Raw genomic sequence first — 21,886 nt, forward strand, 5'->3', positions numbered from 1 at the left:
GACGCCATGGATTTCAAACTGACCCAGGAACAGGAAATGCTCGTCGAGGCCGTGAAGAGCTTCGTCGAGAAAGAGTTGCTGCCTTACGAGGAAGAAGTGGACCGTGCCGACGCGGTCTCTCCAGAGCTGGCCGCGCAGATTCGCGGCAAGGCGCTCGCCGCCGGTTTCTATGCCTTCAACATGCCGGAGGAAGTGGGGGGCGGCGGCCTCGACTACCTGTCCCAGGCGCTGGTGGAGCGCGAGCTGTCCAAGGTTTCCTGGGCGCTGCACGTGTTCGTCGCGCGGCCCTCGAAGATCCTCATGGCCTGCAAGGGTGAGCAGATCGAGCAATACCTGCTGCCCTGCGTCCAGGGCGAGAAGATCGACTGCTTCGCCCTGACCGAGCCGGGTGCAGGTTCCGACGCCAACTCGATCAAGACCCGCGCGGTGCGCGATGGCGACGACTTCGTGCTGAACGGCGCGAAGCACTTCATCAGCCATGCCGGCCATGCCGACTTCGCCATCGTTTTCGCCGTCACCGACACTTACGAACACAACGGCAAGAAGCGCAATGCCGTCACCGCTTTCCTGGTAGACAAGGGCACCGCCGGCATGACCGTGCGCCGTGGCCCGAAATGCGTGAGCAACAAGGGCTACCACACCTACGAGATCTTCTTCGACGACTGCCGCGTGCCGGCCTCCAAAGTTCTTGGCGAGGTGAACAAGGGCTGGGAAGTGGCCAACGCCTGGCTCACCGCCGGCCGCGTGATGGTCGCCGCCAACTGCGTCGGCCAGGCCCAGCGTGCCCTCGACCTGTCGCTGCAATGGGCCGCCGACCGCAAGCAGTTCGGCCAGCCCATCGGCACCTACCAGGGCATCTCCTTCAAGCTCGCCGACATGGCCACGCAGATTCGTGCGGCCGAGCTGATGACCCTGCACACCGCCTGGAAAATGGACCAGGGCACCATGACCGACGGCGAAGCCGGTATGGCCAAGCTGTTTGCCAGCGAAGTGCTGGGCAAGGTGGCCGATGAAACGGTGCAGATCTTCGGTGGCATGGGACTGATGGATGAAGGCCCGGTGGAGCGCATCTGGCGCAACGCCCGGATCGAGCGGATCTGGGAAGGCACTTCGGAAATCCAGCGCCACATCATTTCCCGCGAACTGCTGCGCCCGCTGCTGCGCTGACGCCTTGCTCCCCTCTCCCGCTTGCGGGAGAGGGGTTGGGGGAGAGGGAAATGAGCCTTGTACCGAGACCTGACATGAAAAGACAAAACCTCAAGCGCCTGCTGGCGCCCCGGCACCTGGCCTTCATCGGCGGCCGCAGCATGGCCCGTGCCCTCAAGCGCTGCGCCGAAGGCGGCTTCGCCGGCCAGATGTGGCTGGTCAACCCGCAGCACGCCGAACTGGAAGGCGTGCCCTGCGTGGCCAGCGTCGCGGACCTGCCGTGCGGGCCGGACGCCGTGTTCATCGCCACCAACCGTGAACAGACGCTGGACAGCGTCGCTGCCCTGGCCGCCCGGGGGGCTGGCGGGGCCATCTGCTACGCCTCCGGCTTCGCCGAAACCGGCGCCGAGGGCCAGGCCCTGCAGGCGCAATTGCTGGCGGCGGCGGGTGACATGGCGCTGCTCGGCCCCAACTGCTATGGCCTGCTGGACTACCTCCACGGTGCCGCACTCTGGCCGGTGGCCCATGGTGGCCAGCTGGTGGAGAAGGGCGTGGCCGTGCTCACCCAGAGCGGCAACTTCGCCTACAACCTGTCCATGAGCGACCGCTCCCTGCCGATCGCCTACATGGCCTCGGTGGGCAACCAGGCGCAACTGGGCGTGGCAGAGCTGATGGACGTGCTGCTGGATGAGCCCCGCGTCACCGCCATCGGCCTGCACCTGGAAGGCCTGAAGAACGTCCCGGGCTTTGCCCGTGCGGCACACAAGGCCCTGGAGAAGGGCATCCCGGTCATTGCCCTGAAAACCGGCGTCTCGCAGATCGGCGCCGAGCTGGCCCTCAGCCACACCAGCTCCCTGGCCGGTTCCGATGCCCTGTACGACAGCCTCTTCGAGCGCCTCGGGGTGATCCGTGTCAGCGGCCCGGTGAGCTTCATGGAGACCCTCAAGGCCGCTGCCTGCGGCAAGCTGCCTGCCGGCCCCGGCCTGATCGCCCTGGCCTGCTCCGGCGGCGATGCCGGCCTGATCGCCGATTACGCCGAGGCCAATGGCCTGCAGCTGCCGAAACTGGACGACGGCCAGCGCCATGAACTGGCGCAGGTCCTGCCGGGGTACGCCAATATCGCCAACCCGCTCGATTTCACCACGGCCATCTGGGGCGACGGCGATGCGCTGGAGCGCATGCTCGACAGCGCCTTGCGCAGTGCCGCCGATGCCGCGCTGCTGGTGCTGGATTACCCGGGCGAGGAAACCGGCGAGCGGCCCCAGTGCGACCTGCTGCTGGAACTGTATTGCAAAGCCCTGGAGCGTCACGGCAAGACCGGATTCATTGCCTCGGCCTTCCCGGAACTGCTGCCAGAATCCGCCCGCGAGTACCTGCACGCCCGTGGCGTCGCTGCCTTGCAGGGCGTGGAGGATGGCCTGGCCGCCTGGGGCCGGATCGCCACCTACCGGCAGCGTCGGGAGGCACTGCTGGCCCGGGGCGAGTCGGCCCTGGTGCCCCTCAACCCATTGCCTCTGGCCGGTGGCGCGCTGCTGGATGAGTGGCAGTCCAAGCAGGCCCTGCGCACCTTTGGCCTGCCGGTTCCGCAAGCGCGGCTCAGCACGCCGGAACGGGCTGTGGAGGATGCCGGCGAGCTTGGCTATCCGCTGGTGTTGAAAGCCGTCAGTGCAGAGCTGCCGCACAAGACCGAAGCCGGCGCCGTGGCCCTCAATCTGCGTGATGCCGAAGCCTTGCAACATGCCCTGGACGAAATGCGGCAACGCATTGCCGCCTACGCGCCCGGCGTGGCCTTCGACCAGGTGCTGCTGGAGCGCATGGCCACCCCGCCACTCGCGGAGCTGATCGTGGGCGTCAAGCGTGAGGAAGGTTTCGGCCTGGCGCTGGTGATAGGGGCCGGCGGCATTCTCGTCGAGCTGCTGAAGGACAGCCGCAGCCTGCTGCTGCCCACCAACGATGCCGCGATCCGCGATGCCCTGCTGAGCCTGCGCAGTGCGCCGCTGCTCATCGGCTTCCGCGGGCGCCCCGCGGCGGATCTGGACGCGCTGGTGGCCGCCATTCGCGCGGTTGCCGACTACGCCTGTGAGAACGTCGGGCGCTTGCTGGAGCTGGACGTGAATCCGCTGCTGGTCGGTGCCGACGGTGCCATGGCGGTGGATGCGCTGATCCGGTTGGGTAAATGACGCTCTTGTAGGAGCCAGCTTGCTGGCGAAAGTCCGGCACACGGCCGTTCGCGAGCAAGCTCGCTCCTACAGGTCTTGGCATCGATTCGAGGAGATACCTCATGCAACAGAACACTCTTACCGGCGGTCAGGCCCTGGTTCGCCTGCTGGCCAACTACGGCGTGGACACCGTGTTCGGCATTCCCGGCGTGCACACCCTGGAGCTGTATCGCGGCCTGCCCGGCAGCGGCATCCGCCATGTGCTGACCCGCCACGAGCAGGGCGCCGGTTTCATGGCCGACGGCTACGCGCGGGTCAGCGGCAAGCCGGGCGTCTGCTTCATCATCACCGGCCCGGGCGTGACCAATGCCGCCACGCCCATCGGCCAGGCCTACGCCGATTCGATTCCGCTGCTGGTGATTTCCAGCGTCAACCACAGCGCCAGCCTCGGCAAGGGATGGGGCTGCCTGCACGAGACCCAGGACCAGCGCGCGATCACCGCGCCCATCACGGCCTTTTCGGCGGTCGCCCTGAGTCCCGAGGACCTGCCGGAGCTGGTTGCCCGTGCCTTTGCCGTGTTCGATGGCGAGCGCCCGCGTCCGGTGCATATTTCCGTGCCGCTGGACGTGCTCGCCGCCCCTGTGGCGCGTGATTGGACCGCCGAGGTGGTGCGCCGCCCCGGCCGGGGTGTGGCCGATGGCGAGTCGCTGGATACCGCAGCCAGGCTTCTGGCGGCAGCCGCCCGGCCGATGATCATTGCCGGTGGTGGTGCGCTGGACGCGGCCGGTGCCGTGCAGGCACTCAGCGAGCGCCTGGCCGCGCCGGTATTCACCAGCGTGGCCGGCAAGGGCCTGTTGCCGCCGGAGGCTCCGCTCAACGCTGGTGCCAGCCTTTGTGTTGCACCGGGCTGGGAGATGATCGCCGAGGCCGACCTGGTGCTCGCCGTGGGCACCGAGATGGCCGACACCGATTTCTGGCGCGAGCGCTTGCCGCTGTCCGGCGAGCTGATCCGCGTCGATATCGACTCACGCAAGTTCAACGATTTCTATCCCTGTGCCGTCGCGCTCAAGGGCGATGCCGGCCAGACCCTGGAAGCGCTGCTGCAGTGCCTGCCGGAAACGAACAGGGCAGGGGAGGCCGCTGCCGCCCGCGTTGCCCGTCTGCGTGAGGACATCCGCAATGGTCACGCGCCGCTGCAGGGTATTCACCAGGCGATTCTCGACCGCATTGCCGCTGCCTTGCCGGCGGATGCCTTCATCAGTACCGACATGACCCAGCTGGCCTACACCGGCAACTACGCCTTCGCCAGCCGGGCGTCGCGCAGCTGGCTGCACCCCACCGGCTACGGCACCCTCGGCTACGGCCTGCCGGCCGGCATCGGCGCCAAGTTCGGCGCACCGGAACGGCCCGGCCTGGTGCTGGTTGGGGATGGCGGTTTCCTCTACACCGCGCAGGAACTGGCGACCGCCACGGAGGAACTCGACAGTCCGCTGGTGGTGCTGCTGTGGAACAACGACGCCCTGGGCCAGATCCGCGACGACATGCTGGCCCTGGATATCGAGCCGGTGGGCGTGCTGCCGCGCAACCCGGATTTCGCCGACCTTGCCCGGGCCTTCGGTTGCAGCGTGAAGCAGCCGCAAAGTCTCGACGAGCTGGAACGTGACCTGCGCGCAGGCTTCGGCCACCCCGGCGTCACCCTGATCGAACTGAAACATGCCTGTGCTCGCTGAGCACAGGGCAAGGAGCTGAATATGCGCTTTTCCGACCTCACCCAACGCATTGCCGGCGACGGCGCGGCGGCCTGGAACATCCACTACCGCGCACTGGAACGCCAGGCCCGGGGAGACGACATTCTCCTCTTGTCGGTAGGCGACCCTGATTTCGACACCCCGCAACCCATCATCCAGGCCGCCATCGATAGCCTGCTCAACGGCAATACCCACTACTCCGACGTGCGCGGCAAGTTCCCCCTGCGGCAACGCATTGCCGCCTGGCACAACCAGCGCAGCGGACAGAGCGTGGGGGCCGACCAGGTGGCGGTGCTGGCCGGCGCCCAGTGTGCGCTGTTCTGCGTGGTGCAGTGCCTGCTCAACCCGGGGGACGAGGTCATAGTCGCCGAGCCCATGTACGTTACCTACGAGGCGGTGTTCGGTGCCTGTGGCGCCAAGGTCGTGCCGGTGCCGGTGCGCTCGGAGCACGGCTTCCGCATCCAGCCCGAGGACGTGGCCGCCGCCATCACCCCGCGTACCCGCGCGCTGGCCCTGAACAGCCCGCACAACCCCTCCGGCGCCAGTCTGCCGCGTTCCACCTGGAATGCCCTGGCCGAACTCTGCATCGCCCATGACCTGTGGATGATCTCTGACGAGGTCTACAGCGAACTGCTCTTCGAGGGCGAGCACGTCAGCCCGGCCAGCCTGCCGGGCATGGCCGAGCGCACGGCCACCATCAACAGCCTGTCCAAGTCCCACGCCATGACCGGCTGGCGCGTGGGCTGGGTGGTCGGTTCGCAGGAGCTGGCCGGGCACCTGGAAAACCTCGCCCTGTGCATGCTCTACGGCTCGCCGGACTTCGTTCAGGACGCCGCCTGTGTTGCGCTGGAGGCGCGCCTGCCGGAGCTGGATGCCATGCGCGAGGCCTATCGCCAGCGGCGTGACCTCGTGTGCGCCACCCTCGAAGGTTGCCCCGGCCTGCGCGCGCTGAAGCCGGACGGCGGCATGTTCGTGATGGTGGACATCCGTGAAACCGGCCTTTCCGCCCAGGACTTCGCCGACCGCCTGCTGGACGGTTACGGCGTCTCGGTGCTGGCCGGCGAGGCATTCGGGCCAAGCGCCGCGGGGCATATCCGCCTGGGGCTGGTGCTGGGCAGCGAACCGTTGCAGGAAGCCTGTCGACGCATCGCCCGCTGCGCGGCCGAGCTGCTTGAGCAGCGAGCGATCGCATGAATGAGGGTTGGCGCCGGGTGCGGAAATCCCCGCGTCGGGTCCGCTAATGTCCAGCGCCAATCCGTAGCACATCCCGTACAAGGAATTCCCATGAACGTACTGATCGTCCACGCCCACCCCGAGCCGCAATCCTTCACCAGCGCCCTGCGCGATCTGGCCGTGGAGACGCTGCAGGGGCAGGGCCACCAGGTGCAGGTCTCCGACCTCTACGCGATGAACTGGAACCCGGTGGCATCGGCTGCCGACTTCTCCGAACGGGCCAACCCGGACTACCTGGTCTACGCCCTGGAGCAGCGTGAAGGGGTCAAGGCCGGCAATATCGCGCCGGATATCCAGCGCGAGCTGGACAAGCTGCTCTGGGCCGACCTGCTGATTCTCAACTTCCCGCTCTACTGGTTCTCGGTTCCGGCCATCCTCAAGGGCTGGATCGATCGGGTGCTGGTGTCCGGCGTCTGCTATGGCGGCAAGCGTTTCTACGACCAGGGCGGCCTGGCCGGCAAGAAGGCGCTGGTGACCCTGACCCTGGGTGGCCGCGAGCACATGTTCGGTGAAGGCGCCATTCATGGCCCGCTGGAAGACATGCTGCGTCCGCTGCTGCGCGGCACCCTGGCCTATGTCGGTATGGACGTGCTGCCGCCCTTCGTGGCCTGGCACGTGCCCTATATCAGCAATGACGCGCGCGAGGATTTCCTGCGTGGCTACCAGGCCCGTCTGGAACAGCTGGAGCAGGATGCGCCGCTCGCCTTTCCGCGGCTGGAGCAGTTCGACGACAGGTTGTACCCACTGGCGCGATGAGTGCTGCATGGCCGCCTACGGGCGGCCTTCTTATTTCCCCGATCAACGCAAATTTGTAGGAGCGAGCTCTGCTCGCGAACGTCCCGAGCGCGATCATTCGCGAGCAAGCTCGCTCCTACCTGTTTTATCGCCCGATGCCCCGGCAAAGCGGCAACCAGCGGCAAGCTGCCCTTGCCGCTTTGCCGCCCGACCAGCGCCTGTTGCCGCTTCTTGCCGCGTGTTTTTCCTTCAAGACATTGAAAATAAAGGAAAAATTAAAGTGGCACGGCCTTTGCTGAATGTCAGGCAAGCAAAACCAGATTGCCACTGGCAAAGGTTCCGGACATGAGCATCAGTTTCGAAAAGGCCCTCGGCATCCATCAGCAAGCTCTAAGCTTCCGCGCCCAGCGTGGTGAGGTGCTGGCCAACAACATCGCCAACGCCGATACCCCGAACTACAAGGCTCGTGACCTGGACTTCGCCAGCGTGCTGGCCCAGCAGTCGGAGAAGGCCGCCCACGGCAGCTTCCAGGCCGCCCGGACCAACGAGCGCCACATTGCCGCCGAAGGTTTCGAGATCGCCGACGCCGCGCTGAAGTACCGCGTGCCGTTCCAGGCCGCCATCGACCAGAACACCGTCGACGCCCAGCTGGAGCAGGCGAACTACACCGAGAACGCCATGCAGTTCCAGGCCAGCTTCACCTTCCTCAACAGCAAGTTCAAAGGGCTGATGAACGCCCTGCGCGGCGAATAACGGAGAGTCCAGCCATGTCCCTGTCCAGCATCTTCAACATCGCCGGCACCGGCATGAGTGCCCAGAACACCCGGCTGAACACCATCTCCAGCAACATTGCCAACGCCGAAACGGTGTCCTCCAGCCTCGACCAGACCTACCGCGCCCGCCATCCGGTGTTCGCCACCGTGATGCAGGACAGCCTGGGCAATGGCGACCGTGGCTCGCTGTTCGCCGACCAGGACCAGTCCGGCGCCGGCGTCCAGGTGCTTGGCGTGATCGAAGACCAGAGCACCCTGACCCCGCGTTACGAGCCGAACCATCCGGCGGCCAATGCCGATGGCTACGTCTACTACCCGAATGTGAATGTGGTCGAGGAAATGGCCGACATGATTTCCGCCAGCCGGTCCTTCCAGACCAACGTGGAAATGATGAACACGGCCAAACAGATGATGCAGAAGGTGCTGACCCTGGGTCAGTGATAGCGCGCGAGGGAACAGCATGAGTGTCAGCAACGTAGCATCCACCGATGGCCAGTCGTTCCTCGACCAGTACGCCATCAAGAACGAGACATCCAGCAGCAAGGACCTCGGCAAGAACGAGTTCCTCGAACTGCTGGTCGCCCAGTTGAACAACCAGGACCCGCTGTCGCCCCAGGAGAACGGCGAGTTCATTGCCCAGCTGGCGCAGTTCAGCCAGGTGGAAGGCATCGAGAAACTGAACAGCAGCATGGGCTCGCTGCTGTCCGGCTACCAGTCTTCCCAGGCGCTGCAGGCCTCGTCCCTGGTGGGGCGCAAGGTCATCGTGCCGAGCGAGAAGGCGGTGGTGGATACCGCGGAAACTTTCAAGGCCAGCGCCAATCTGCCCATTTCCAGCAGCAACGTCTGGGTCAACGTCTACGACAACGCAGGCGCCCTGGTGAACCGCATCAACCTCGGCGAGCAGCCGGCCGGCAGCGTCAGCTTCATGTGGGACGGCAAGGACTCCAGCGGCAAGGTCATGCCGCCCGGCACCTACAAGTTCGAGGCGCAGGCCCAGTACGGCAGCGAAACCAAGGCCCTCTACACCATGCTGCCGGCCAACGTGGACAGCGTCACCCTGAGCCAGAACGGCGGCGAGCTGATGCTCAACCTCGCCGGCATCGGCAGCGTCGGCCTGTCCAAGGTCCAGGTCATCGGTCAGTAACCTCCCGGTCAAGAGCGCCGGGAAGCACCGGCAAAGGAGAGAGTAATGGCGTTCAACATCGGTCTCAGCGGTCTGCGCGCAGCGACCAGCGACCTCAACGTCACCGGCAACAACATTGCCAACGCCGGCACCGCAGGCTTCAAGCAGTCCCGTGCCGAGTTCGCCGACGTCTATGCCGCCTCGGTGCTCGGCACCGGCAAGAACGCGCAGGGCAGCGGCGTGGGCCTGGGTGACGTGTCCCAGCTGTTCAACCAGGGCAACATCAACTACACCCAGAACGCCCTGGACCTGGCCATCAATGGCAACGGCTTCTTCCAGACCAGCAACAACGGCGAGATCAGCTACACCCGCGCCGGTTACTTCGGTACCGACCGCCTCGGCTACATCGTCAACAACTTCGGCTATCGCCTGCAGGGCTACGGCATCGATGGCAATGGCAATGTGCAGAACGGCGTCATCAGCGACCTGCAGATCCAGACCTCCAACCAGGCGCCCAAGGCCACCACCCAGGTCGCGCAGAAGTTCAACCTGAACTCCACCACCAAGGCGCCGACCAATACGCCGTTCGATCCGAGCGACCCGACGACCTACACCTCGTCCACCTCGGTCAACATCTATGACTCCCAGGGCAACGCCCATGTCATGACCCAGTACTTCATCAACAACTCGGACCCGGCCGCCACCCCGCCGGTGACCAACAACTGGACCATGGCCGTGCTGGTGGATGGACGCAATCCGTCCAACCCCGCCAGCACCGACCCGCACACCACCAACCTGCTGTTCAACGCCGACGGCAGCCTGGACACCGTTGGCATGGCGGCGGGCGGCGAACTGAACTTCGACCCCGTCACCGGTCTGATGAACCTCGACGACTGGGTGCCCGCGGTTTCCGACGGCGGTACCCCGGCCAACTGGTCGTCCAACGGCGCCACTGCCAACGCGGGCGGCATCAGCATCGATATCCGTGGCTCCACCCAGTACTCCAGTGCCTTCGCCGTCAACAGCATCAGCCAGGATGGCTACACCACCGGCCAACTGGCAGGTCTGGAAATCGACGATACCGGCGTGATCTTCGCCCGCTACACCAATGGCCAGTCCAAGGTGCAGGGCCAGGTGATCCTCGCCAACTTCGCCAACGTCCAGGGCCTGACCCCGGTAGGCAAGACCGGCTGGGTGCAGTCCTTCGAGTCCGGCGAGCCGGTGGTCGGCACCCCGCGCTCCGGCACCCTGGGTGCCCTGCAGGCCGGTGCCCTGGAAGACTCCAACGTCGAACTGTCGGACCAGCTGGTGAACCTGATCGTCGCCCAGCGCAACTACCAGGCGAACGCCAAGACGATCCAGACGGAGGACGCCGTGACCCAGACCATCATCAACCTGCGCTGATGAGTGGCTGCATGTAATGGCTTTTGTAGGAGCGAGCTTGCTCGCGAAGGTTTGCCCATTCGCGGGCAAGCCCGCTCCTACCGGCGGCAAATCCCCTTGCCGCTGGCGGCATCCCCTCGCCGCCAGCGCTTTGACAAGGCCCTCGATTGGGCCTTTTTCTTTTCTGAAAAGTCCTTTTATTTCAATATCTTGTGGGTTGTCTCCGGCGTTGGCATGACGCTTGCTATATGGCATGCAAAGCGCCAAGGGCGGCAACGCCCACTCGGAGAGATTCATGGACAAGATGCTTTATGTCGCAATGAGCGGAGCCAGCCAGAACAGCCTGGCCCAGCGTGCTCATGCCAACAACCTGGCGAACATTTCGACCTCCGGTTTTCGTCGCGACTTCGAACAGGCGCGCTCCATGCCGGTGTTCGGCGACAGCTTTCCGTCGCGGGTCTATGCCATGACCGAGCGGCCCGGTACCGACTTCACCCCCGGTGCCTTGCAGGAAACCGGTCGCGACCTGGACGTGGCCATCGAAGGGGAGGGCTGGATCGCCGTGCAGGCCCCCGACGGCGGTGAAGCCTATGTGCGCACCGCCAGCCTGCAGATCGATGCCCTTGGCCAGCTCCGTACCGGCAATGGTTTGCCGGTCATGGGCAATGCCGGTCCCATCGCCATTCCGCCGGAGCAGAAGGTCGAGATCGGCCAGGACGGCACCCTCAGCATCCGCGCCCTCGGTGAAGCTCCCAACGTGGTGGCCGAGGTCGACCGCATCAAGCTGGTCAATCCCGATCCCGGGCAGCTGGAGAAGGGCACCGACGGCCTGATCCGGATCAAGGACCCGCAGCAGGTGGTGCAGGCCGACGCCAATGTCCGCGTGACCTCCGGCTTCATCGAAGCCAGCAACGTCAACGCCGTGGAAGAGATGACCGCGATCCTCTCGCTGTCCCGCCAGTTCGAGCTTTCCGTGAAGATGATGCGCACCGCCGAGGACAATGCCTCGGCGATGGCGCGGGTCTTGCAGTTCAGCTAATCACCAGCAGGCGGCGCCATGTTTCCGGCGCCCGAGGAGAAATAGATGCTTCCGGCACTCTGGGTCAGCAAGACCGGCCTGTCCGCCCAGGACATGAACCTGACCACCATTTCCAACAACCTGGCGAACGTCTCGACCACGGGCTTCAAGCGCGACCGCGCCGAGTTCGAGGACCTCCTGTACCAGATCCGCCGCCAGCCCGGTGGCCAGACCAGCCAGGACAGCGAGCTGCCCACCGGCCTGCAGCTGGGTACCGGTGTGCGCATTGCCGGCACCCAGAAGATCTTCACCCAGGGCAGCCTGCAGACCACCGAACAACCATTGGACATGGCCATCAACGGCCGTGGCTTCTTCCAGGTGCTGCTGCCCGATGGCACCGTCTCCTACACCCGCGACGGCAGCTTCCACCTGAACTCCGACGGCCAGATCGTCACTTCCCAGGGGTTCGCCCTGGAGCCGGCCATCGTCCTGCCGGCCGAAGTGCAGACCTTCACCGTGGGTGAGGACGGCACCGTCTCCGTAACCACCCTCGGCAACCCCGCCGCCCAGGTGATCGGCAACATCCAGACCGCCGACTTCGTCAACTACGGCGGCCTGCAGGCCATCGGCAACAACCTCTTCCTGGAGACCGCGTCCAGCGGCGCGCCGCAGGTGGGTACGCCGGGCCTCACCGGCCTTGGCACCCTGCAGCAGAACACCCTGGAAAACTCCAACGTCAGCGTGGTCGAGGAGCTGGTGAACATGATCACCACCCAGCGCGCCTACGAGATGAACTCCAAGGTCATCTCCACCGCCGACCAGATGCTCGCTTTCGTCACGCAGAACCTGTAACGCCCCGAGGTAGTCGCAATGAACCGGCTGATCATTCTTCTCCCGCTGCTCGGTATCGCCCTCATCCAGGGCTGTGTGCAGCCGGCTCCGCGGCCGAACGATCCGTACTACGCGCCGGTCCTGCCGCGCACTCCGCTGCCGGCGGCGCAGAACAATGGCGCCATCTACCAGGCCGGTTTCGAGACCAACCTCTACGACGATCGCAAGGCCTACCGCGTGGGTGACATCATCACCATCACCCTCAATGAGCGCACCCAGGCCAGCAAGAACGCCAACTCGCAGATCCAGAAGGACAGCAACGCCAACATCGGCCTGACCTCGCTCTTCGGCGGCGGCGTGTCGGTGAACAACCCCAACGGCGGCCTGAACCCGCTGGATGCCGCGCGCCTGTCGCTGGACGCCGAATACAACGCCAGCCGTGACACCAAGGGCGATGCCAAGGCGGGGCAGAGCAACAGCCTGTCCGGCTCCATCACTGTCACGGTGTCCGAAGTGCTGCCCAATGGCATCCTCGCGGTGCGTGGCGAGAAGTGGCTGACCCTGAACACCGGCGACGAGCTGGTGCGCATCGCCGGTCTGGTTCGTTCCGACGACATCGGCACCGACAACACCGTGCCGTCCACCCGCGTGGCCGATGCGCGCATCACCTATTCCGGCACCGGTGCCTTCGCTGATGCCAGCCAGCCCGGCTGGTTCGACCGGTTCTTCATGAGCCCGCTGTTCCCGTTCTGATGAGACCGACCATGAAGCGACTGATCACCACCCTCTGCCTGCTGCTCGCCGCGAGCCTCGCCCAGGCCGAACGCCTGAAGGACCTGGCGAGCATCCAGGGCGTGCGGACCAACCAGCTGATCGGCTACGGCCTGGTGGTGGGCCTGAACGGCACGGGCGACCAGACCACCCAGACGCCGTTCACCCTGCAGACCTTCAACAACATGCTGGCGCAGTTCGGCATCAAGGTGCCGCCCAACGTCGGCAACGTGCAGCTGAAGAACGTCGCCGCGGTGTCCATCCACGCCGACCTGCCGCCTTTCGCCAAGCCGGGCCAGACCATCGACGTGACCATTTCCTCCATCGGCAACGCCAAGAGCCTGCGCGGCGGCAGTCTGCTGATGGCACCGCTGAAAGGTATCGACGGCAACGTCTACGCCATTGCCCAGGGCAACCTGGTGGTGGGCGGCTTCGATGCCCAGGGCAGCGACGGTTCGAAGATCACCGTCAACGTCCCGTCCTCCGGGCGTATTCCGTCCGGCGCCACCGTGGAGCGTCCGGTGCCCAGTGGTTTCGAGCAGGGCAACTTCCTCACTCTGAACCTCAACCGTCCGGACTTCACCACGGCGAAGAACATCGTCGACAAGCTCAACGAACTGCTCGGCCCGGGCGTTGCCCAGGCGGTGGATGGCGGCTCGGTACGGGTCAGCGCGCCGCTGGACCCGGGCCAGCGCGTGGATTACCTCTCGGTGATCGAGAACCTGGAAATCGAGGCTGGCCAGGCCGTGGCCAAGGTCATCATCAACTCGCGCACCGGCACCATCGTCATCGGCCAGAACGTGAAGGTGCAGCCGGCCGCCGTGACCCACGGCAGCCTGACCGTCACCATCACCGAGGACCCCATCGTCAGCCAGCCGGAAGCCTTCTCCGGTGGCCAGACCGCCGTGGTGCCGCGCTCGAGGATCAATGCCGAGGAGGAGGCCAAACCGATGTTCAAGTTCGGCCCCGGCACGACGCTTGACGAGATCGTGCGTGCGGTCAACCAGGTGGGTGCTGCGCCGTCCGACCTGATGGCCATCCTCGAAGCGCTGAAGCAGGCCGGTGCCCTGCAAGCCGACCTGATCGTGATTTAAGGGAAAGCGATGAACGCGAAATTCTCTGCAGGTTTCGCCAGCGGTTCCAAGGTGGACAGCGGCGCCTATACCGACCTGAACCGGCTCAGCCAGTTCAAGGCCGGCAAGGATCGTGACAGCGAGGCCAACATCCGCAAGGTGGCCCAGGAATTCGAGTCGCTTTTCCTCAGCGAAATGATGAAGTCCATGCGTCAGGCGGGCGAAGCCTTCGCCGAAGGCAACTACCTGAACAGCAACGAGAGCAAGACCTACCAGGACATGCACGACCAGCAGCTGGCCGTGACCCTGTCCAGGCAGGGCGGCGTCGGCCTGGCCGATGTGCTGACCCGCCAGTTGTCCAGGACCAACAAGTCCACGGCGCCCAATCCCTTCGCCCAGGTGCAGTCCGGCGTCCAGGCCAGCTGGCCGACGCAGGGCAGCAAGCCGGTGGCGAAAGCCGAGGCCCCGGGCTTCGCCGAACGCGACGACTCCAGGCTGCTCAACCAGCGCCGCCTGGCCCTGCCGGGCAAGCTGAGCGAGCGCCAGGCGGCCGGTATCGTGCCGTCGCCCGAGCGGGTTGCCGGTGCCCCGCTGGCCGGCCAGGACTGGACTCCGGCCAAGGTCTACGCTGCGCCGGAGCGTGAGCCGGTGGGCGTCGAGGCGGCCAGGGGCACCAGCAAGCGCGTGTTCGCCTCACGCAACGAATTCATCGAGACGCTGCTGCCGATGGCCGAGAAGGCCGCCGAACGCATCGGCGTCGATCCGCGCTACCTGGTGGCTCAGGCGGCACTGGAAACCGGCTGGGGCAAGTCGATCATCCGCGAGGGCGATGGCTCCAGCAGCCACAACCTGTTCGGCATCAAGGCCCACAAGAGCTGGGGCGGCGACTCCGCGCGGGTGATGACCACCGAGTACAAGGGCGGCAAGGCGGTGAAGGAGGCAGCATCGTTCCGCTCCTACAACTCTTTCGAGCAGAGCTTCCACGACTATGTGAGCTTCCTGCAGAACAACGACCGCTACCAGCGGGCGCTGGCCTCCGCGGAGAAACCGGAGCAGTTCGTCCGTGAGCTGCAGAAGGCCGGTTACGCCACCGATCCGCAGTACGCCCGCAAGATTTCCCAGATTGCCCGCGGCATGCAGGTTTACCAGGCCGTTGCTGCAGTCGACAGCACGACCACCAGGATATGAGGCTTGAGTCATGGCTGACTTGTTGAACATCGGCCTGTCGGGGCTGCGCGTGAGCCAGACACAGCTCACCGTCACCGGCCACAACATCGCCAACGTCAATACCCCCGGCTTCACACGGCAGAGCGCGACGCAGTCCACCACGCTGCCGCAGTTCTCCGGCGCGGGTTACATCGGCAGCGGCGCCACCCTGACGGATATCCGTCGCAGCTACAGCGAGTTCCTCACCGCGCAACTGCGCAACACCACCTCGCTGAGCAGCGACGTGGAGGCCTACAAGAGCCAGATCGACCAGCTCGACTCGCTGTTGTCCGGCACCACCACCGGCATCACGCCGTCGCTCAAGAGCTTCTTCGCCGCTATTCAGACTGCCTCTGAGGACCCCGCCAACATCCCGGCGCGGCAGTTGGTGCTGTCTGAGGCGGAGGGATTGGCACGGCGTTTCAATACCGTCTACGACCGGCTTTCGGCGCAGAACGACTCGCTGAACAAGCAGCTGGCTTCGGTCAGCGATCAGGTGAATCGCCTGGCCGGTTCCATTGCCAGCCTCAATGACGCCATCGCCGTGGCGTCGGCCAACGGCCAGCAACCCAACGACCTGCTGGATGCTCGCGAAGAAGCGATTCGCCAGTTGTCCACCTACGTCGGCGTCAGTGTGGTGCCGCAAAGCGATGGTACCCAGAGCATCTTCATCGGCACCGGCCAGCCGCTGGTGGTGGGCAACACCGCCAACCGTCTCGAAGCGGTTCCGGGTAACGGTGACCCGACTCGCTTCGAACTGCAGTTCGTCAGTGGTGGCTCCCGCCAGGGGATTACCAGCCTGATCAGCGGCGGCGAGCTGGGGGGCCTGATTCGCTACCGCAGCGAAACCCTGGACACCGCGATGAACTCATTGGGCCGGCTGGCGATGGCGATCACCGATCAGGTCAACAGCCAGCTTGGCATGGGGCTCGACCTCAAGGGCAAGGCGGGTTCGGCCCTCTTTGCCGATTACAACGACCCGGCACTGGCCGCATTGCGCGCACGCAACCTTGGCACCAATGCCGGTAATGCCCAGCCGCTGTTGAACATCACCGACACCCGTACGCTGACGACCAGCGACTATCGATTGGAACTCACGGATTCTACTACCACACCTCCGACCTTCTCTGCCCGGCGTTTGTCGGACGGTGCGGTGATGACGGTGACCGCTACCGCCAACCCGGCTCCAACCGGCGGATACAGTCTCGACTTCAGCGATCCGGCGAGTGCTCCCAACGGCAACCAGGGCTTCCAGGTATCTTTCAGTGCAACGGAACTTGGCAAGGCAAGCCAGGGCGACGTATTCCTGCTGCAACCTACGCGACGGGGCGCGGCGGACATAGGTGCAGTTCTCGACCAGGCGGATGAACTGGCCTTCGCCGCTCCCGTAAGGTCCGAGGCCAACTCTCAGAATCGCGGCACCGGTGTGATCGGCCAGCCCGATCTGCAGGGCGCCAACAGCCCGATCGACCCGGCCACGCTGGACGCGGCCCTGCCCGTAGACCTGACCTACGACGCCGCTTCCGGCAACTTCACCGTGCCGGCTGGTGCCACCCTTGTCCGTATCGATTCGGACGGCACGCCGGCCACTCCGCCTGAGTTCCAGTCCGGGCAGCAGAATACCTACGAACTCGCCCTCAGTGACGGCAGCAAGGTTCGTTTCACCATGAGTGGGAGTCCGAAAGACGACGACATCTTCACCGTTGCATTTAACCGGAACGGCGTCTCGGATAACCGCAATGGTCTGAAGCTGGCGGACCTGCAATCCAAGGCCACCATCGGGATCGACCTGAACTCGCCCGTTACCACCGGGGTGAGTTTCTCCGATGGTTATGGCGATCTGGTCGAGCGAGTCGGCACCCTGACCGCCCAGGCGCGGGTGGACAGTGAGGCCAGCACGGCGATCCTCAAGCAGGCCACGGACAACCGCGATTCCCTTTCGGCCGTGAGCCTGGATGAAGAGGCGGCCAACCTGATCAAGTTCGAGCAGTACTACAACGCCTCGTCGCAAGTGATTCAAGTTGCGCGCAGCCTGTTCGATACCCTGATGAATGCCTTCCGGTAACGGGCCCGATCATGCGAATTTCCACAATCCAGCAGTACAACAGCGGCGTGATGGGGCTGCAGCGCAACTACTCCAACGTCACCCGCACCCAGGAACAGATCAGCACCGGCAACCGCATCCTTACCCCGGCGGACGATCCGGTGGCCTCCGTGCGCCTGTTGCAGCTTGAGCAGCAGCAAGGCGTGCTGGAGCAGTACGCTTCCAACCTGACGGCGGCCAAGAACAGCCTGACCCAGGAAGAAGTCACGCTTCAGTCCGTTACCACGGTTCTGCAGCGGGTGAAGGAATTGGTCGGGCAAGCGGGCAATGGCGCGCTTGGCCTGGATGACCGGAAGTCCATCGCGGCCGAACTTGCCGAGCGCGAAGACGAATTGCTGGCGCTGATGAATACCCGGAACGCCCGCGGCGAGTATCTCTTCGCCGGTTTCCAGGGCAAGTCGCAGCCATTTGTTCGCCAGGCCGATGGCAGCTATGCATACATGGGCGATGAAGGTCAGCGCACGCTGCAGATAGCCAGTTCCCTTGAAGTACCGATCAGCGACAACGGCCGGCAGGTGTTTCAGAACGCTCTGAATGCCGGCCGGCTGACCATCACCGATGGCTCGACGCCCCCGGCGCCCAGCGGCACCATCAGCGGTGCGCTGGTGAAGGACGAAGTGTCGTTCTCCAGTTTCCCCGCAGGCGGTGTGCAGATCACCTTCGATGCTGCGGATCCGAAGAACTACACAATCACGCCGTTGCCGTCCGGCGCGGCAGTGACGGGGCGCCTTGCCGAGGATGGCGACACCCTGGTCACCTATGGCGGCATCGGCTTTTACGTCAATGGCACGCCGCCCGCCTCGTCGAGTTTCACGCTGGCAGGGCCTGGACCCGCGGCGAGCGCAACCGCGAGCGATCCGTCGGTCAAGACAGGCATCCTGGATAGCATCTCGCAGTTGCGACAGGTGCTCGAAACCAGCACCGACGGGCGTGAGGTTCGAGATGCCGTCGCGCTGGGGCTCTCCAACATTTCCAATGGCATGGCCGGCGTGGATCTGGCCCAGGGCCAGATCGGTGCCCGCCTGAACGTGGTCGAATCCAGCCTGACTGACAACGAGGATGTCAGCCTGGTCAACAAGTCCGTGCAGGCCGAATTGCGTGAATTGGATTACGCCGAGGCGTTGTCGAGGCTGTCGTTCCAGCAGTTGATCCTCGACGCTTCGCAAAAGAGCTATGTGGCGATTGCCCGGCTGAATCTGTTCAGCAAGATGTGATGAGTCCGTTTGCCCGAACCTGAATTGAGGTGTGCCGGTGCCGCCTTGCCCGCTCTTGGCAGGCATCTTGCTGTACACGGAGCTGACGAGGATTCGCGTCACGAATCTGGCGCTTCCAGATGCCGGCTCACTCAATGCACGGTTCGAGCATGACTAAACCAATTCCGGTCACCAGCCCCTTACTACCGCCGCTTGAAGATTTTCTTCCCTATCTGGAAGCCGTGTGGGAAAGCCGCCGCCTGACGAATGGCGGTCCCATGCACGAGCGCCTCGAGCGGGAGTTGGCCGACTACCTGGGGGTCGAGCATATCTGCCTGTTCGCCAACGGCACGCTTGCCCTGGTGGCGGCCCTCCAGGCCCTGCGGATCACCGGCGAGGTGATCACCACCCCGTATTCCTTCGTGGCGACCACGCACTCGGTGCTGTGGAACGGCCTCAAGCCCGTGTTCGTCGATATCGATCCGGTTACCTGCAATCTGGACCCCGCACGGGTCGAGGAAGCCATCACACCGGCCACCTCCGCGATCATGCCCGTGCACTGCTACGGCATTCCCTGCGATGTGGAAGGGATTCAGCGGGTGGCCGACACCTACGGTCTCAAGGTCATCTATGACGCCGCCCACGCGTTCGGCGTGCGTCAGGATGGCGTCAGCATCCTGCGCAGCGGGGACCTGTCGATCCTGAGCTTTCACGCAACGAAGGTGTTCAACACCTTCGAGGGCGGAGCCATCATCTGCCCGGATGCGAAGATCAAGAAGCGCATCGATTACCTGAAGAACTTCGGCTTCGCTGACGAGGTGACGGTGGTCGCCCCCGGCATCAACGGCAAGATGAACGAGGTGCAGGCCGCCTTCGGCCTCCTCCAGCTCAAGCATCTGGATGGCGCCCTGGCAGCTCGCCGGCAGCTGTTCGAGCGTTATCGCCAAGCTTTCAATGGCATTCCGGGCCTGCGTCTGGTTTCGCCCGCGCCGGGGCTGGACTGGAACTATTCCTATTGCGCCCTGTTCGTGGACGATCAGTGCTTCCCGGTTTCCCGCGATGTCCTGTTCCTGCGTCTGCGCGACGCGGGAATACTCGCCCGCCGCTACTTCTATCCGCTGATCTCGGAGTTTCCCATGTACCGCGGGCTCGACAGCGCACAGCCCAAGCGGCTCGGCAATGCATTCGAGATATCCCGCCAGGTGATCTGCCTGCCGATTTTCCCGCATATGCAGGAGCAGGAGCAGGATGAGGTCATCGCAATCGTCCTCGATGCCGTGCGAGCCTGAACCGGTGGTCGATTGCGTCCGCTATGTCATCTTCACCGGCGCCAACGAGCGCGCCGTGATTGCCGTCTGCCGTCACTTCCGGCGGAGCGGGATCGCCTGTTCCCTGATCGCCAGGCCGGGGCCGGACCCCATGCGCAAGACCCGCTTCGTCGGGTGGATCGAAGCGGTCCGCCGCGTGGACGGGCTCGACGTCGACGACATGCTGGCGGCGCTCGCGCGGATCAAGGCACTTCATTCGGGCGAGCGGCTGATCTTCCTGCCTACTGCGGAGTCGATCATTCGACTCGTACTCGATCAGCGTGAGGCGTTCGAGGCCGCTGGCCTGGAAGTACCCCTGGTCGACCAGTCGCTCTACGAGCGAGTTTCTGACAAGTCCAGCTTTCTGGAGCTCATGGCCGGGGCCGGCATGCCCCTTCCTCCGCGTATCGACAGGGTGGCCGCCAGTGATCTTCCGGTGGTCGCCAAACCCTTCCATGAAGTGTCGCCGCGGAGCGGCCGCAAGCTCTATCCGGAACTCATTTTCACCGAACAGGCGCTTGAGGCCTTCCTCGCCAGCGATGTGGTCGACGACTATTTCTTCCAGCGTTACCTGGACGGGCGCAGCTACTACTTCCTGGCCTTCTTCCCGCGCTCCGGCGAGCCGACGGTGCGTTACCAGGAGAACCTGCTGCAGCAGCCCAACGGCAAGTCGATGCTGGCTGCCCGCCTGTGCGAGTGTCCGGATGCCCGCAGCGAGGAGCGCCTGATTCGCGGCTTCCGGTCGGTGGGGTTCTTCGGTTTCGTCATGGTGGAACTGATCGAGGTGAACGGCGTATTCCACCTCATCGAAGCCAATCCCAGGCTGTGGGGGCCGTTCGAGCTGGCCATCAAGGCCGGCTTCCGGCCAGAGGCCATCGCCGGGGCAGCGCATCACGAGCGCGGCAGGAGAAGTGCGTTGTATTTCTGGACGAGTGGCCTGGTGCTCTCGCTGTTGGCGGGCGGACGGCCTCGTCGCTACCCGCAGTACCTGCGCAAGCTGGTATCTCGTCCTTTCGCGCTGTTCGGCGCGGACATCTATCTGCGTGCCGATACCCTGCGCCTGCTGGGCCACGAATTGAGTAATGCGTTTCTGCTGGCGTACTCGAGGCTGCGGCGTCGCGTGGTGAGGGATGCACTGTGACTGTGAGTTGTAATCCGGCCTGTTCCGTGAGTGTTCACCAGCGCTGTTGCGCGGAATGGGTACCTATCCCTGCGCAAGAGCAGATTCCGTTGCGTTTCAGCGAACTCGAGCAGGTTCATTCATTGATATCAAGAAGGGGGGCCGGCAATGTCATTGCCTGCTGAGCGGCTCGACAAACTCAAGTGCCTACTGGCCGATACCACGCGTACTCGAAAGCATTCGGCCTATCAGCTTCTGGCAGCGCCTGTAGCGAAACTGCTGGGGGATACCGGCGTTGAGGTGCATTCCAAGCACGAACGCGAGCGGCTGAACTACATGCGCTCCAAGGTCGAGCTCCGTGATAACTCGGTTCTTGATATCGGCTGCAATACGGGCTTCTTTCTATTCGAGCTGCTGCAGGCGGGAGCATCCCGGGTCACCGGCTACGAAGGTAGTTCTGCGCACGCGGCCTTCGTCAGCGAGGCGGCATCGTTGCTCGGCCTGGATGAGGTAGTGGAGGTCCACTCGCAGTACTTCGATTTCGATCGCCGACATGGTCGATTCGATGTCGCGCTTCTGTTGAATGTGCTGCATCACGTCGGCGACGACTATGGTGATCCGGCCCTTACCATCGAACAAGCCCGGGTAACGATCCTCGGACAGTTGAACGGAATGAGTCGCCTGGCGGACAGGCTGATCTTCCAGCTGGGGTTCAATTGGCGTGGTGATCCGGCGCATTGTCTGTTCAGCCACGGCACCAAGGCCGAGATGATCGATTACATCCGCCAGGGTACTTCGGAATTCTGGGAGATCGAGGCCATTGGTGTCGCCCAGCGGCAGGATGGCGAGCTTGTTTATAGCGATCTCGATGAGCACAACATTCAGCGTGACGATGCCTTGGGAGAGTTTCTCAATCGGCCCATTTTCATCATGAAATCTCTAGGCCGCGGGAATTAAGGAAAT

General features: G+C 64.4%; 19 protein-coding genes. All 19 read left to right on the forward strand.

Features of this window, described 5'->3' with window-relative positions; all coding sequences use genetic code 11:
• The first annotated feature begins 6 nt into the window (after positions 1 to 6).
• Positions 7 to 1,167 (forward strand): acyl-CoA dehydrogenase family protein, encoded by a 1,161-nt coding sequence (locus ACFW0B_RS09140; RefSeq protein ID WP_449147594.1) that lies wholly within the window; start codon positions 7 to 9, stop codon positions 1,165 to 1,167.
• A gap of 74 nt (positions 1,168 to 1,241) precedes the next feature.
• Positions 1,242 to 3,326, forward strand: coding sequence for an acetate--CoA ligase family protein (locus ACFW0B_RS09145; RefSeq protein WP_449147595.1), 2,085 nt, complete (start codon positions 1,242 to 1,244; stop codon positions 3,324 to 3,326).
• A gap of 101 nt (positions 3,327 to 3,427) precedes the next feature.
• Positions 3,428 to 5,035 (forward strand): 5-guanidino-2-oxopentanoate decarboxylase, encoded by a 1,608-nt coding sequence (locus tag ACFW0B_RS09150; RefSeq protein WP_449147596.1) that lies wholly within the window; start codon positions 3,428 to 3,430, stop codon positions 5,033 to 5,035.
• Between the two features lie 21 nt (positions 5,036 to 5,056).
• The gene (locus ACFW0B_RS09155; RefSeq protein WP_449147597.1) at positions 5,057 to 6,247 is read left to right on the forward strand and encodes a pyridoxal phosphate-dependent aminotransferase; all 1,191 of its coding nucleotides are present in this window, start codon (positions 5,057 to 5,059) and stop codon (positions 6,245 to 6,247) included.
• Between the two features lie 90 nt (positions 6,248 to 6,337).
• The gene (locus ACFW0B_RS09160) at positions 6,338 to 7,042 is read left to right on the forward strand and encodes an NAD(P)H-dependent oxidoreductase (protein WP_449147598.1); all 705 of its coding nucleotides are present in this window, start codon (positions 6,338 to 6,340) and stop codon (positions 7,040 to 7,042) included.
• A 324-nt stretch (positions 7,043 to 7,366) separates the two neighbouring features.
• On the forward strand, positions 7,367 to 7,774 hold the full coding sequence (flgB, locus tag ACFW0B_RS09165) for a flagellar basal body rod protein FlgB (protein ID WP_449147599.1): 408 nt from the start codon (positions 7,367 to 7,369) through the stop codon (positions 7,772 to 7,774).
• Positions 7,775 to 7,788: 14 nt separating this feature from the next.
• Complete coding sequence (gene flgC, locus ACFW0B_RS09170) at positions 7,789 to 8,235, forward strand: flagellar basal body rod protein FlgC (RefSeq protein ID WP_190830190.1); 447 nt, start codon at positions 7,789 to 7,791, stop codon at positions 8,233 to 8,235.
• A 19-nt stretch (positions 8,236 to 8,254) separates the two neighbouring features.
• Positions 8,255 to 8,938 (forward strand): flagellar hook assembly protein FlgD, encoded by a 684-nt coding sequence (flgD, locus tag ACFW0B_RS09175; RefSeq protein ID WP_449147600.1) that lies wholly within the window; start codon positions 8,255 to 8,257, stop codon positions 8,936 to 8,938.
• 45 nt (positions 8,939 to 8,983) lie between these two features.
• On the forward strand, positions 8,984 to 10,321 hold the full coding sequence (flgE, locus tag ACFW0B_RS09180) for a flagellar hook protein FlgE (RefSeq protein WP_449147601.1): 1,338 nt from the start codon (positions 8,984 to 8,986) through the stop codon (positions 10,319 to 10,321).
• 274 nt (positions 10,322 to 10,595) lie between these two features.
• Complete coding sequence (flgF, locus tag ACFW0B_RS09185) at positions 10,596 to 11,339, forward strand: flagellar basal-body rod protein FlgF (RefSeq protein ID WP_449147602.1); 744 nt, start codon at positions 10,596 to 10,598, stop codon at positions 11,337 to 11,339.
• Positions 11,340 to 11,384: 45 nt separating this feature from the next.
• Positions 11,385 to 12,170: a flagellar basal-body rod protein FlgG gene (flgG, locus tag ACFW0B_RS09190; RefSeq protein ID WP_449147603.1), complete on the forward strand. Its 786-nt coding sequence runs from the start codon at positions 11,385 to 11,387 to the stop codon at positions 12,168 to 12,170.
• Between the two features lie 18 nt (positions 12,171 to 12,188).
• Positions 12,189 to 12,902, forward strand: a complete 714-nt coding sequence (flgH, locus tag ACFW0B_RS09195) for a flagellar basal body L-ring protein FlgH (protein WP_449147604.1) — start codon at positions 12,189 to 12,191, stop codon at positions 12,900 to 12,902.
• 11 nt (positions 12,903 to 12,913) lie between these two features.
• Positions 12,914 to 14,014, forward strand: coding sequence for a flagellar basal body P-ring protein FlgI (locus ACFW0B_RS09200; RefSeq protein ID WP_449147605.1), 1,101 nt, complete (start codon positions 12,914 to 12,916; stop codon positions 14,012 to 14,014).
• Between the two features lie 9 nt (positions 14,015 to 14,023).
• On the forward strand, positions 14,024 to 15,181 hold the full coding sequence (gene flgJ / locus ACFW0B_RS09205; protein ID WP_449147606.1) for a flagellar assembly peptidoglycan hydrolase FlgJ: 1,158 nt from the start codon (positions 14,024 to 14,026) through the stop codon (positions 15,179 to 15,181).
• 10 nt (positions 15,182 to 15,191) lie between these two features.
• A complete protein-coding gene (gene flgK / locus ACFW0B_RS09210) occupies positions 15,192 to 17,264 on the forward strand; it encodes a flagellar hook-associated protein FlgK (RefSeq protein ID WP_449147607.1) in 2,073 nt (690 codons plus the stop codon).
• Between the two features lie 11 nt (positions 17,265 to 17,275).
• Positions 17,276 to 18,517 carry a flagellar hook-associated protein FlgL gene (gene flgL, locus ACFW0B_RS09215; protein ID WP_449147608.1) on the forward strand — a complete coding sequence of 414 codons (1,242 nt, stop codon included), beginning with the start codon at positions 17,276 to 17,278 and terminating at the stop codon, positions 18,515 to 18,517.
• Positions 18,518 to 18,666: 149 nt separating this feature from the next.
• Positions 18,667 to 19,785, forward strand: a complete 1,119-nt coding sequence (locus ACFW0B_RS09220) for a DegT/DnrJ/EryC1/StrS family aminotransferase (RefSeq protein WP_449147609.1) — start codon at positions 18,667 to 18,669, stop codon at positions 19,783 to 19,785.
• Positions 19,745 to 20,944, forward strand: a complete 1,200-nt coding sequence (locus ACFW0B_RS09225; RefSeq protein WP_449147610.1) for a hypothetical protein — start codon at positions 19,745 to 19,747, stop codon at positions 20,942 to 20,944. The genes ACFW0B_RS09220 and ACFW0B_RS09225 overlap by 41 nt, the downstream gene beginning before the upstream one ends.
• A gap of 147 nt (positions 20,945 to 21,091) precedes the next feature.
• A complete protein-coding gene (locus ACFW0B_RS09230; RefSeq protein WP_449147611.1) occupies positions 21,092 to 21,880 on the forward strand; it encodes a class I SAM-dependent methyltransferase in 789 nt (262 codons plus the stop codon).
• Positions 21,881 to 21,886: the final 6 nt, after the last annotated feature.

This window comes from Metapseudomonas phytobenefica (assembly GCF_043392685.1).
In the GTDB taxonomy this organism is placed as follows: Bacteria; Pseudomonadota; Gammaproteobacteria; order Pseudomonadales; family Pseudomonadaceae; genus Metapseudomonas.